The 12,500-nt window shown below is 70.3% G+C and carries 9 protein-coding genes; 6 read left to right on the top strand and 3 right to left on the bottom strand.

Features of this window, described 5'->3' with window-relative positions:
• The first annotated feature begins 313 nt into the window (after window positions 1-313).
• Together LXT21_RS29190 and LXT21_RS29185 are read left to right on the top strand one after the other, a co-directional pair.
• Complete coding sequence (locus tag LXT21_RS29190; RefSeq protein ID WP_254041475.1) at window positions 314-2,395, top strand: M3 family metallopeptidase; 2,082 nt, start codon at window positions 314-316, stop codon at window positions 2,393-2,395.
• A 184-nt stretch (window positions 2,396-2,579) separates the two neighbouring features.
• On the top strand, window positions 2,580-3,758 hold the full coding sequence (locus LXT21_RS29185; RefSeq protein WP_254041474.1) for a serine hydrolase domain-containing protein: 1,179 nt from the start codon (window positions 2,580-2,582) through the stop codon (window positions 3,756-3,758).
• A 4-nt stretch (window positions 3,759-3,762) separates the two neighbouring features.
• Here the strand turns inward: LXT21_RS29185 and LXT21_RS29180 are convergent, their stop codons facing one another.
• Complete coding sequence (locus LXT21_RS29180) at window positions 3,763-5,544, bottom strand: R3H domain-containing nucleic acid-binding protein (protein WP_256572065.1); 1,782 nt, start codon at window positions 5,542-5,544, stop codon at window positions 3,763-3,765.
• A gap of 271 nt (window positions 5,545-5,815) precedes the next feature.
• On the opposite strand from LXT21_RS29180, the gene LXT21_RS29175 reads away from it, so the two are divergent.
• From LXT21_RS29175 to LXT21_RS29160, 4 genes are all read left to right on the top strand, one after another.
• Window positions 5,816-7,498 carry a DUF1592 domain-containing protein gene (locus LXT21_RS29175; RefSeq protein ID WP_254041473.1) on the top strand — a complete coding sequence of 561 codons (1,683 nt, stop codon included), beginning with the start codon at window positions 5,816-5,818 and terminating at the stop codon, window positions 7,496-7,498.
• A complete protein-coding gene (locus tag LXT21_RS29170; RefSeq protein ID WP_254041472.1) occupies window positions 7,495-8,841 on the top strand; it encodes a DUF1552 domain-containing protein in 1,347 nt (448 codons plus the stop codon). The genes LXT21_RS29175 and LXT21_RS29170 overlap by 4 nt, the downstream gene beginning before the upstream one ends.
• 71 nt (window positions 8,842-8,912) lie before the next feature.
• Window positions 8,913-9,551: a CAP domain-containing protein gene (locus tag LXT21_RS29165; protein WP_254041471.1), complete on the top strand. Its 639-nt coding sequence runs from the start codon at window positions 8,913-8,915 to the stop codon at window positions 9,549-9,551.
• 76 nt (window positions 9,552-9,627) lie between these two features.
• Entirely contained in the window at window positions 9,628-10,287 is a 660-nt protein-coding gene (locus tag LXT21_RS29160) for a CAP domain-containing protein (RefSeq protein WP_254041470.1), read from the top strand.
• Here the strand turns inward: LXT21_RS29160 and LXT21_RS29155 are convergent.
• Window positions 10,281-11,537, bottom strand: coding sequence for a dienelactone hydrolase family protein (locus LXT21_RS29155; protein ID WP_254041469.1), 1,257 nt, complete (start codon window positions 11,535-11,537; stop codon window positions 10,281-10,283). The two genes, LXT21_RS29160 and LXT21_RS29155, sit on opposite strands and share 7 nt — an antisense overlap.
• Before the next feature lie 109 nt (window positions 11,538-11,646).
• The gene (locus tag LXT21_RS29150) at window positions 11,647-12,477 is read right to left on the bottom strand and encodes a dienelactone hydrolase family protein (protein ID WP_254041468.1); all 831 of its coding nucleotides are present in this window, start codon (window positions 12,475-12,477) and stop codon (window positions 11,647-11,649) included.
• Between the last annotated feature and the right edge of the window lie 23 nt (window positions 12,478-12,500).

The following is a 12,500-nucleotide window of genomic DNA, read 5'->3' as shown; positions in this document are numbered from 1 at the left end:
CACCCGACGGAAACCCTCGAGCCGCAGGCGAAGACGCGGGCCCGCCCAGCGCATCAGCTCGACGCAGTCCTCGTCCCTCACCGCGCCCTCCTGCACACCTGCCCTCGCCCCCGAATAAAGCCCTCGAGTCGCAGGCGAAGACATGGGCCCGCCCAGAGCATCAGCTCGACGCGGTCCTCGTCGCTCACCACGCGCCTCCTTGTGTCCGAAGTCGCCCCAGAATGTCAGCAGGCCTGGGCGACGGGCGAGCACGGCAGTCCGGGATGTGGCATGACGCTCGGGCGTTTGTGTTGGAATCCCGGAGGAATCTGCCTTGAAGAGACTGACTGCGCTCACCCTGTCGGCGGCCCTGGCGGCGGCTGGCTGCACGCATGGCACCGCGGCCACCGAGCCGACCACCCCGCCCGAGCAGGCCACCGCGCCCGCCGCGCCCGCGCCAGAGAAGACCCCGGCGCCGCTGCCCGCGCCCCGGACGTCGGACGTGCTCTCCGGCACCGCCGAGGCCTTCACCGCCGCCTGCACCGCCGACCTCGAGCGGGCCCAGGCGCAAATCACCGCGCTCAAGCAGCTGGACGCGAAGAAGGACGCCCAGGCCGTGCTGGCCGCGTATGACGAGGCGACGGGCTCGCTCATCGCCGCCGCGAACCGCTCCAGCCTCGCGCGCGAGGTCCACCCGCTGCCCGCCTTCCGCGACTCCGCCCGCGAGTGCGAGCAGCGCGTGGACGCGCTCAACGTGGAGATTTCGCAGGACCGCGGCGTCTATGACGCGCTGTCCGCGGTGGACCTGTCCCAGGCGGACGGGCCGACGAAGTACTGGATGGAGCGCACGCTGCTCGACTTCCGCCGCGCCGGCGTGGACCGCGATGACGCCACGCGCGCGAAGGTGAAGTCGCTCAACGAGGAGCTGCTCAAGCTGGGCCAGCAGTTCGGCAAGAACATCGCCGAGGGCGTTCGCCAGGTGTCCCTCTCGCCCAAGGAGCTGGCCGGGCTGCCCGAGGACTACGTGAAGTCCCACCCGGTCGGGAAGGACGGCAAGGTGGTCATCACCACCAACTACCCCGACTACTTCCCGTTCATGACGTACGCGAAGGACGGCAAGGCGCGCGAGAAGCTTTGGCGCACCTACCGCCAGCGCGCCTTCCCGGCGAACCAGGAGGTGCTCCAGCAGCTCATCGCCAAGCGCCACGAGCTGGCCACGCTCTTGGGCTATGAGTCCTGGGCCGCGTACACCACCGAGACGAAGATGACCCGCACGCAGAAGGCCGCGTCGGAGTTCATCGACCGGCTGGCGGACGCCACCCAGGCGCGCGCGAAGCAGGAGTTCGCGGACCTGCTGGCGCGCAAGAAGAAGGACGTCCCGAGCGCCAAGACGCTCGAGCCGTGGGACCAGGACTACTACGAGGACCGGCTGCGCGCGGAGCGCTTCGGGTTCGACTCACAGCAGGTGCGCCCGTATCTGGAGTACAGCCGGGTGAAGGCGGGCGTCATGGACATCACCTCGCGCATCTGGGGCATCACCTACCAGCGCGCGGCGGACGCCAAGGTGTGGCACTCCGAGGTGGAGGCCTACGACGTGCTCGACAACGGCACGCTCCTGGGCCGCATCTACCTGGACATGCACCCGCGTGACGACAAGTACAAGCACGCGGCCCAGTTCGACCTGGCGCAGGGCCAGGCCGGCAAGCGGCTCCCCGAGGGCACCCTGGTGTGCAACTTCGCGCGCCCCGGCGAGCTGATGACGCACGACGAGGTGGAGACGTTCTTCCACGAGTTCGGCCACCTGCTGCACGCGGTGTTCTCCGGCAAGCAGCAGTGGAGCGGCATCTCCGGCATCCGCACCGAGTGGGACTTCGTCGAGACGCCGTCGATGCTCCTGCAGCAGTGGGCGGGCAACCCGGAGGTGCTCAAGGAGTTCGCCAAGCACCACGAGACGGAGGCGGCGATTCCGGCGGAGATGGTCGAGAAGCTGCGCGCGTCGAAGGAGTTCGGCAAGGGCCTGTGGGCGCGGCGGCAGCTGTTCCTGTCCGCGGTGAGCCTGGACTACTACTCGCGCAAGCCGGGCTTCGATACGACGACGGCGCTGGTGGAGCAGCAGACGAAGCTCAGCCCGTTCAAGCACGAGCACCGCCCGGGCACGCACTTCGAGCTCGCGTTCGGCCACCTGGATGGGTACTCGGCCGCGTACTACACGTACCTGTGGTCCTCCGTCATCGCGAAGGACCTGGAGACCGAGTTCCAGAAGAAGGGCTTCCTGGACCGCGAGACGGCGATGAAGTACCGCCGCACCGTGCTGGAGCCCGGCGGCGCCAAGCCCGCCGCCGAGCTGGTGAAGGACTTCCTCGGCCGTGACTATGGCTTCGAGGCGTACCGCGCCTACGTCGACGCCGGGAAGTAACGCATGTCCCCCGGGGAGCCCGTGCCACCACGGGCTCCTCGGTGTGCCACATGCGGGGATGAGCCGCATGTCCCGGTAATCAGGTTACCGAAGTCTCCTCGGAACAATTGATGGAGCACGGTGGCGCCGGTAGATTGAGCCTCGACTTCGTGGGTGAAGAAGCCCCGGTCCGGAGCTCATCTCGATGAAACTGCTGCATGCGTGTGTCCTGGGTCTGTTCGTCACCAGCGGCTGTGCCACGACGTCCGCGTCGCGTCAGGCGCCCTCCCTTCCCGACACGGCCGCGCTGGATGCCGAGGTCGCTCGCGCCATGGCGGCGACGGGCGCCAAGGGCCTGGCCATCGCGGTGATTGATGACGGGCGCGTGGTGGCGACGCGGGCCTATGGCGCTCGCAACGCGCAGGGCGAGCCGCTCCAGACGGACACGGTGATGTATGGCGCCTCCATCACCAAGACGGTCTTCGCCTACACGGTGATGCAGCTGGTGGACGAGAAGAAGCTCGAGCTCGACACGCCCATCTCGCGGTATCTGGACAAGCCGCTCCCGGCGTATCCGGACGAGAAGCGGTACTCGACGTGGTCGCACCTGGCGGATGACGAGCGCTGGAAGCGCATCACCCCGCGCCACCCGCTCACCCACAGCATCGGCTTCGCCAACTTCGGCTTCCTCGAGCCCGACCAGCGGCTGCGCTTCCACTTCGACCCGGGCAGTCGGTATGCGTACTCGGGGGACGGGCTCATCCTGTTGCAGTTCGTGCTGGAGCGCGGGCTCGGGCTGGACCTGGGCGCGGAGATGCAGAAGCGCGTGTTCGACCGCTTCGGCATGGTCAACACCAGCATGGTGTGGCGACCGGACTTCGCGAAGAACCTCGCGGATGGGTGGACGATGGAGGGCGCGGTGGAGCCGCATGACGAGCGCAGCACCGTGCGCGCCGCGGGCTCCATGGACACGACCCTCGAGGACCTGGCGCGCTTCGCCGCCGCGCTGGTGCGGGGTGAGGGGTTGTCCGCGGAGTCATTCACCGCGCTGACCTCGCCGCAGCTCGCCATCACCACCAAGAGCCAGTTCCCTTCACTCCAGGAGGAGCTGCCCGTGGAGCAGCGCCGCAAGGACCTGGCCGCGGGGCTCGGCGTGGTGGTGTTCGAGGGGCCGCAGGGACGCGGCTTCTACAAGGGCGGACACAACGACAGCACCGGCAACACGCTCGTGTGTCTGCCCGGCTCGCGCCGCTGTGTGCTGATTCTCGCCAACGACGTGCGCGCCGAGAACGCCTTCCCTCAGCTGGTGCGCTTCGTGCTGGGTGAGACCGGCGTGCCCTTCGATTGGGAGTACGGCGACCGGGTGTTCTGGGACGGGCGCTGAGCGCTCACGCGCCACCTTCCGTCTCCTCCGCGAGCGCGGCGTCGATCTCCGCGCCCAGCGGGTAGATGACCAGATGCCTGGAGGGCTCACTGCCGTGGCTCACCGCCTCCAGCCGGTAGCGGCTCACCAGCCGATGCTGGAGCTTGCGCACGCGGGGCTGATGCGGTGAGAGCTCCACCAGGACGCCCTCACGCAGGACGCGCTGGACGGCGGCCTCGGCCTCGGCCACCGCCTCGCGGACCTCCTCCGCGTCCACGCCCTCGAGCACGTTGAAGAAGCCCTTCAACATCCGACGCAGCTCCGCGGAGCTGCTGCGCTTCACGGACTCCACCCGCGCGCCGGTCTTCGCCACGACCCGGCGCATCCTCGGGTCATTCGCGTTCGAGCGCAGCGTGACGACGAGGTCCGCCGACTCCAGCCGGCTGACCAGCCGCACCTCCGCCGGAATCTCGCGCAGCACCCGCTGCAGCAGCTCACGGCCCACGCCGTGCGGATAGATGCGCGTGGGGCCAGCTGCCGGTGCGGGGCCTTCCTCCAAGGGCTCGTCGACGAACCGCGAGGAGAACCGCGTCTGCTTGGGGGGCGGCTCGGCGCTCGCGGGCTCTGGCGTGCGCGGCTCCGGACTCGGTGCCGGCAGTTCGTCAGGTGGCTCAGGGAAGGGCACCACGCTCTCGGATGTCCCACCTGACGCAGAGACGCTCTCAGGTGCCTGTCCCGTGGGTTCCACTCCCGTGCTCGGCGCAGTCCGGCCCTCCGCAGCCACCGCGACCTGCCTCGCAGGCTCCACCTCCACGCGTCCCGACTCCGCGTCCTGTCTCCGTCGCTCGCCGCCGACGTCCTTCCCGGCCAGGAGCCGGTCCACCGCCGCCGCCGTGTCGCCGTGCACTCGCACCTCGTCACGACCCACCATCTCCACCACGATGTCGAACGTGGGCGGTGACTTGCGCTCGCTCACCGTCTTCTGCGTGCGCCTGCGCCGAGCCTCGTCGTCGCTCAGCGTCACCGTCTGCACCCCGCCCACCAGGTCCGACAGCGTCGGGTTCAACACCAGGTTCTCCAGCGTGTTGCCGTGCGCCGTCGCCACCAACTGCACCCCGCGCTCCGCAATCGTCCGCGCCGCCGACGCCTCCGCCGACGTCCCGATTTCATCCACGATGATGACCTCGGGCATGTGGTTCTCCACCGCCTCGATCATCACGTCGTGCTGCCGGTCCGGCCGCGACACCTGCATCCGCCGCGCCCCGCCTATCCCCGGGTGCGGCACGTCCCCGTCCCCACCAATCTCGTTGGACGTGTCCACCACCATCACCCGCTTGCCCAGGTCATCCGCGAGCACGCGCGCCACCTCGCGCAGCTTCGTCGTCTTCCCCACCCCGGGCCGCCCCAACAGCAACAGGTTGCGCCCCGAGCCGATGAGGTCCTTCACCATGTCGATGGTCCCGAACACCGCCCGCCCCACCCGCAGCGTCAGCCCCACCACCTGTCCACGCCGGTTCCGGATGGCCGACACCCGATGCAACGTCCGCTCGATGCCCGCCCGGTTGTCCTCCCCCGGCGTCCCCACCCGCGCCATCACCTGACGCAAGTCCTCCATCCCCACCGGCGCCTCGCGCAGCCTCACCACCCGGTCCACCAGCCGCGCCTCCGGCACCCGCCCCAAATCCAACACCACCTCCAACACCTCCGAGGGAGCAAGCGCGCCCACCACCGCCCGCAGCCCCTCCGGCAACACCTCCACCAGCAACAAGAAGTCCTCGGCGACGGCATCGACACGCGGTGGAGTCATGGCGCCTCTCCTCTACCGGAACGCCCGGGGCGGCATCCATGCCCCTCCACCTCAACCTGCTCCCTCCACCGCCCTCCCGCACTCCCACGGGTGGCACCCCGCTTCCCCTCCACCGCCCTCCACCTCGCCATGGCAGGGCACTCCCCACCCCCTCACCCTCCCCTCGGACGGGCCCCCGCGTTCACCGCCCACCGCCTCGCGCTGGAGAGGGATTTGCTTCGGCCCCCACCTGACTCCGCCTCGGGCGGTTCGGTGAAAGGGGGAAGGCGCAGTGACTTCCAGGTTTCACGAACGGAGGCGACGACCCTGGCTCGTCCGCGCGAGCGCGGGCCTCTTCCTGCTGCTCACCGCCTGCAAGGGGGACTCGCTGCCCAAGGCCCGCGTCCTCCCCGAGCCACCGCCGGCCCCCCACGCCGAGGGCTGCGAGAACACCTCCGCGGACCCGGGCCGCGTCACCCTGCATCGCCTCAACCGCGCCGAATACGACGCCACCGTGAGGGACTTGCTCGGCGACACCACCCGCCCCGCGCGCGACTTCCCCGCCGATGACCACGGCTACGGCTTCGACAACAACGCGGACGTCCTCAGCCTCTCCCCCCTGCTCCTGGAGAAGTACGCCAGCGCGGCGGAGAAGCTCGTGGAGACCGCCTGGGCCCAGGGCACCTTGCGCACCTGCGCCCTCGATGCCACCCACCCCGAGCCCTGCGCTCGCGACATCCTCTCGCGCTTCGCCCGCCGCGCCTGGCGCCGCCCCGTGACACCCGAGGAGGTGGACCGGCTGCTCGGCGCGCTCACGCTCGCGAAGCAACATGGCGACACACCCGAGGCCGGCGTGAAGCTCGCCCTGCGCACGGTGCTGGTGTCACCCCACTTCCTCTTCCGCGTGGAGAAGGACCCGCAGGCCTCGTCCCTCACGCCCCATCGACTCGACGGCTTCGAGCTGGCGAGCCGGCTGTCCTACTTCCTCTGGAGCAGCATGCCCGACGAGGCGCTCCTCCAGGCCGCGGAGCAGGGGCAGCTCGCCACGCCCGCGCAGCTGGAGGCCCAGGTGCGCCGCATGCTCGCGGACCCCAAGGCCCACGCCCTGGTCAGCAACTTCGCCGGACAGTGGCTCTTCACCCGCGCGCTCGACTCCGCCGAGCCGGACCCGATGCTCTACGGCACCTTCAACGACGACCTGCGCAAGGCCATGCGCCAGGAGACGGAGCTCGTCTTCCAGGAGTTCCTCACCGGCGAGCACAAGCTGCGCGACCTGCTCGACGCGCCCTTCACCTACGTCAACGACGCGCTCGCCGCGCACTACGGACTGCCGCTCCCCGGCAGCGCCACGCCCCAGCGCGTGGACCTGTCCGCGCACCCCGAGCGTCAGGGCATCTTCGGCCACGGCTCGCTGCTCACCGTCACCTCCAATCCGGACCGCACCTCACCCGTGCAGCGCGGGGTGTGGGTGCTCGAGCAGCTGCTGTGCTCCGCGCCGCCGCCTCCTCCTCCGAACGTCGAGGGCCTGCCGCCTCCGGTGAACCCGCTCATGACGATGAAGGAGCGCATGGCGCTGCACCGCAGCCTGCCGCAGTGTCAGGGCTGTCACCGGATGATGGACCCGCTGGGGCTCGCGCTGGAGAACTACGACCCCATCGGCCGCTGGCGGCTCCACGAGGTCAGCGGCGCGCCGGTGGACGCCACCGGGGACTTGCCCGACGGCGCCGTGCTCAACGGCGGCGCGGACATGCGGCGCTTCGTCAAGGCGGACCCGAAGCTGCCCGCGTGCATCACCGAGCACCTGCTCACGTACGCGCTCGGCCGAGGCACGTCCGAAGCCGACGCGTGCAGGGTGCGCGAAATCTCCGCCTCCGCGGAGGCCAGCGGCGGGCGGCTCGTCGACTACATCCTCGCCATCGTCCTCAGTGACTCGTTCACCTCCCGACGCGGCGACACGGAGGCCCAGACGCCATGAGCAGCACGAAGCGGCCACTCTCCCGTCGAACCTTCCTGCGCGGCGCGGGCGCGTTGATGGCGCTCCCGCTCCTCGAGCGCTGGGGCTCCACCGCCCACGCCGCCGAGGCGACCCTGGCGCCCCGCCGCCTGGCCGTCTTCTACGTGCCCAATGGCATCCACATGCAGAAGTGGATGCCCTCCGGCACCGGCCCCGCCTGGGAGCTGACGCCCACGCTCCAGCCCCTGGCGGCGGTGAAGAGCGATGTGCTGGTCATCAGCGGGCTCGCCAACGACGCGGGCAAGCCGGACGGCGACGGGCACCACGCCGCGGGCACCGCCGCGCTCCTGTCCTGCATGAAGGCCTTCAAGACGGAGGGCACCGACTTCCACGCGGGCATCTCCATGGACCAGGTCATCGCCCGACACCTGGCCCAGCAGAAGGCCACGCGCTTCGCCTCACTGGAATTGGGCAACGACGCGGGCCGCGGCATCGGCAACTGTGACTCCGGCTACGCGTGCCCCTACGCCAACAACATCTCCTGGGCCGGGCCTCGCACGCCCATGGCCAAGGAGGCGCGCCCCAAGGCCGTCTTCGACCGGCTCTTCGGCGGCCTGGACCCCGGCACCACCCAGGCCCAGGTGGAGAAGCGCCGCGCCTATGGCCTGAGCATCATCGACTTCGTGCGCGAGGACGCCACGTCGCTGCAGAAGCAGCTCGGCGCGACGGACCGGCGCAAGCTCGACGAATACTTCACCAGCGTGCGGGACCTGGAGAAGCAGCTGGAGGCCCTGGGGCAAGAGGGGCCCGCGTGCGGCGTCCCGGTGTCGCCCGACGACAGCGAGGACCCGCGCGCCAAGACGAAGGCGATGATGGACCTCATCGTCCTCGCCTTCCAATGCGACCTCACCCGCGTGGCGACCTTCATGCTCGCCAACGCGCGCAGCAACAAGGTGTACGGCTTCCTCGGACTCAGCGGCGGACACCACGCGTACTCGCATCACCAGTTCGTCCCGTCCAACTTCGACGCGCTCTCGCGCATCGACCGGTGGGAGGTGGAGCAGTACGCCTACCTGGTGCGGCGGCTGAAGGAGAGCCGGGATGCCCACGGCGCGTCGCTGCTCGACACCTCGATGATCTACTTCACCAGCGAAATCGAGGACGGCAACGGGCACATCCATCGCAACCTGCCCGTGCTCATCGCCGGCCGGTGCGGCGGCGCGGTGGGGACTGACAGGCACCTGCGCGCGACCGGCGTCCCCATCGCCAACCTCTACATCTCCATGATGCGGGCCATGGGCGTGCCCGGCATCACCACTTTCGGCTCGGACGGGACGGGGGAATTGCCGGGATTCGGGGGGTAGCCCTCGACCTCGCAGCATGGACGGAAAACGTCACCATGCATGGACGGACGTCCTGACGCATCATCCTCGGCATGCGTCCGTCTTCCGTGCTCCGCGCGTTCGTGCTGCTGCTGCTCGTGTTTCCTCCCGGCTGCGCGTTGGCCTCGAAGTCCAGCGCGCGCAAGGCCGCGCCGGCCCCGCGGGCGTCCGCCAGCGCTTCGCGCGGACAGCAGGCCCGGAGCACCCCGCAGCCCCGCCCCGCGCCGCCCACGGCGAAGGACTTCGCGCGCGACATGGTGGAGGCGCACAACCAGGCGCGAGCGCAGGCCCGGCCCACGCCGAAGCCCGCGCTGCCGCCGCTCGCCTGGTCCGACGAGGCCGCTCGCCAGGCCGCCTCCTGGGCCAAGGCCTGCAAGTTCGACCACAACCCGGAGCGGGGTGAGTTCGGCGAGAACCTGGCCGCCGCCACGCCGGACACGTGGACCACGCAGCAGGTGGTGAAGAGCTGGGCGGACGAGGTCTCCGACTACGACCCCGCGCGCAACACGTGCAAGAAGGGCAAGGTGTGCGGGCACTACACGCAGGTGGTGTGGCGCAAGACGACGGCCGTGGGCTGCGCCACCGTGACGTGCAAGAAGAACTCGCCCTTCGGCGCGGACTTCCCCACGTGGCAGCTGTGGGTCTGCAACTACGCGCCGCCCGGAAATTTCGTGGGACAGCGGCCCTACTGAGACGCGGTGTCGTCGTGGGAGGGTACGTGGGTGCGTACACCTTCCGGACGCTCGTGGCGCCGTCGATAATCGCGGGATGAACCGCTCCTCCGTCCGACGTCTGCTGGCCCTCGGTCTGCTCGTGCCCTGCCTCGCCACCGGCTGCGGCTCCGATGACGACAACGATGACGTCACGCCATCGGGTGATGCCGGGACTCCGGATGGAGGGAGCTCGGGCAACCCGGACTCCGGGACTCCGGACTCGGGCTCGGGGACTCCCGATTCGGGCTCGGGTTCGCTGTCACAGTTCGCGCAGGACATGCTGACGGGACACAACGCGACGCGTGCTTCCGCGCAGCCCACGCCGAGCCCCGCGCTGGAGCCGCTCGGCTGGGACACGGGCGCGGAGGCCGTGGCGAAGGCGTGGGCGGCGAAGTGCCAGTGGGGGCACAACCCCGACCGAGGCCCCCATGGTGAGAACATCACCGCGGCCACGCCCAACTCCATGTCCACGCTGGATGTGGTGAAGGGTTGGAGCAGCGAGGTCTCCGACTACAACTACGCCAACAACGCGTGTGCGTCGGGCAAGCAGTGCGGCCACTACACGCAGGTGGTGTGGCGGAACACGAAGCGCGTGGGCTGCGCCACCGTGACGTGCACGGAGAACTCGCCCTTCGGGAGTCGATTCCCGACGTGGCAGTACTGGGTCTGCAACTACGCGCCGCCGGGGAACTACACCGGCCAGAAGCCCTACTGAGCCTCCAGGGCGCGCAGCCATGAGGAGAGGGTGTCCAGCGCCTGGCGGGACATCGTCTCCACGGCGGGTGACTCACGCGTGGCCACGGCGAGCGCGTGGTCCGCGCCCTCGATGACCTTCACCTGGGTGCGGTTGTCCTCTCCGGCGCGCTTCGACAGGCCCTGGTTGAGCGCCCGCGCCGTGAGCGCGGCGGGGGTCGTCTCGTCACGCTCGCCCAGCAGCGCGAGCACGGGGCCTCGCACGCGAGGCAGGTCCTCGGCCGCGTCGTAGGACAGCACGTCACGCCAGAGTGGACGCTGGTGCACCAGGAAGCGCTCCACCGTCACGTCTCCGAGTGACGACAGCGGCGTCACCGCGAGCCAGCGCTTGCGCTTCGCGCGCTGGAAGTGGAAGTCGAGCGTCTTGCGCGCGCGGGCCTCGCCGCCCTCCGCGTACAGGCGCGCGTCGTGGAGCACGTCGAGGAACTCGTTCAGGTCCACCAGTTCCGGCCCGGTGAGTCCACGCTTGCGCCCCTCGTTGCGCATGCGGTGTTGCTCCTGCTTCCACACCGCGCCAGCTCCGCCCGAGATGAGGACGAGGAAGCCCACCTCCTCCGGTGCGCGCGCCGCCGCTGCCACGGCCGCCCACGCGCCCTGCCCGAAGCCCATCAGTCCCACGCGAACCGAGGGGCCCAGCCGCTTCCGCAGCAGCTTCACCGCCGCCAGGCCATCATCGCCCTGCGCCTTCAATCCCGCACCACGCGCGTCGTAGGTGAGCACCGCCAGCCCGTGCTCCACCAGGAGCGTCGGATAGGGCTCCAGCGCCTCACGCGAGCCCTGCCCCACGTCGTGCAACAACACCACCGCGGTCCTGGGCTTCCCCGTCGGCGGCAGCCACAGGGTCGCCGGCAGCGCCGTGTCCTCCCCGGGCACCGTCACCGCCTCGGTGCGCACCGGCACCACCTCGAGCACCATCGGCTCCGCGCCCAACCCAGCGAGCACCAGCTTTGGCGGTCGCCACGTGACACGCGCCTCCGGGCGGCTGCCCCCGAGCACCCACACCCCGGGCTCCTTCGGCTCCAACCGCCAGCGCCGCCGCGAGGCGAAGTCCATCAGGAACGGGGCCGAGTCCTCCCCCGCCACCCGCACCAGCCCCCCATCCGGACGACGCCAGACCCCCTCGAAGAGAACCGCCGTCCCGGCTGCCCGGGCCCCGCTCCCGACGAGCACCAGCCCCAGGACCACCGCCACGCTCACACCCAGCCTCGACACGCCACGCCTCCGATGATTTGACGCGCGCGCGTTCAAGCCGACCCGGGGCCCCGGACGCAACACCGTGTCGCGTCCAGGCTCGCTCGTGTGGACCGCTGGACACTCCCGCTCAGCGCTTGAGGTGGTGCTCCAGGAACATCGACGTCTCCGCCCACGCCATGGCGGCCGACTGCTCGTTGTAGCGCGCCCCCGAGGGGTTCGCGAAGGCGTGCTCCCCATCCAGCTCGACGATGCGGTGGGGCACCCCCGCCTGGTCCAGCGCCGCGCGGAACTCCGCCACCTTCTCCAGCGGAATGGACGCGTCCCGCGTGCCGAAGATGCCCAGCACCGGTGCCTTGATGGTCGACAGCTCGTTCACGTCCGTCACCGGGCTGCCGTAATAAATCACCGCCGCGTCCAGCTCCGGCACCAGCATGGCCGTGCGCAGGGACATGCTCCCCCCGAAGCACCACCCCAGGCTGCCCGTGCGCGTGGCCTTCACCCGCGAATCGTCCTGGAGGAACTTGTACGCCGTCACCAGCGTCTGCCCCGCGCGCGCCGGGTCCACCGACTTCACCAACGCCAGCGCCTCGTCGGACGTGGTGGCCACCTTGCCGCCATACAGGTCCACCGCCAGCGCCGCGTAGCCGTTGGCCGCCAGCCGGTCCGCCCAGTGCTTGATGTGCGGGTTGAGCCCCCACCACTCGTGGATGACCAGCACCGCGGGCAGCGGGCCCTTCGCGCCCTCGGGCAGGCTCAGGTACATCTTCGTCCCGGCCACCTCCACCTCCTGCCCCTTCAGCTCGGGCGGCGCGTCCTCGCGCAGGGTGTGCATGGCCTTGAACTCCGCCTCGGAGACCGCGCCCGTGGGAGAGGGCTCGCGCCGCACCTCCATGGGCTTGCCTCGCGTGCAGCCTCCCACCAGCAACAACACACCCAACAGCAGCAGGTGACGGTGCATGAACTCTCCTCTTCGCCGTGAGG

This window comes from Myxococcus guangdongensis, from assembly GCF_024198255.1.
GTDB classification, from domain to species: Bacteria; Myxococcota; Myxococcia; order Myxococcales; family Myxococcaceae; genus Myxococcus; species Myxococcus guangdongensis.
Note: the sequence above shows the minus strand (reverse complement) of the source record. Positions and strands in the feature narration are given on the sequence as shown.

Bases quoted from the DNA above. Each gene is read 5' to 3' on its own strand.
- LXT21_RS29160 (WP_254041470.1), top strand. From the start codon at position 9,628: ATGAACCGCTCCTCCGTCCGACGTCTGCTGGCCCTCGGTCTGCTCGTG.
- LXT21_RS29180 (WP_256572065.1), bottom strand. From the start codon at position 5,544: ATGACTCCACCGCGTGTCGATGCCGTCGCCGAGGACTTCTTGTTGCTG.
- LXT21_RS29170 (WP_254041472.1), top strand. From the start codon at position 7,495: ATGAGCAGCACGAAGCGGCCACTCTCCCGTCGAACCTTCCTGCGCGGC.
- LXT21_RS29185 (WP_254041474.1), top strand. From the start codon at position 2,580: ATGAAACTGCTGCATGCGTGTGTCCTGGGTCTGTTCGTCACCAGCGGC.
- LXT21_RS29150 (WP_254041468.1), bottom strand. From the start codon at position 12,477: ATGCACCGTCACCTGCTGCTGTTGGGTGTGTTGTTGCTGGTGGGAGGC.
- LXT21_RS29165 (WP_254041471.1), top strand. From the start codon at position 8,913: ATGCGTCCGTCTTCCGTGCTCCGCGCGTTCGTGCTGCTGCTGCTCGTG.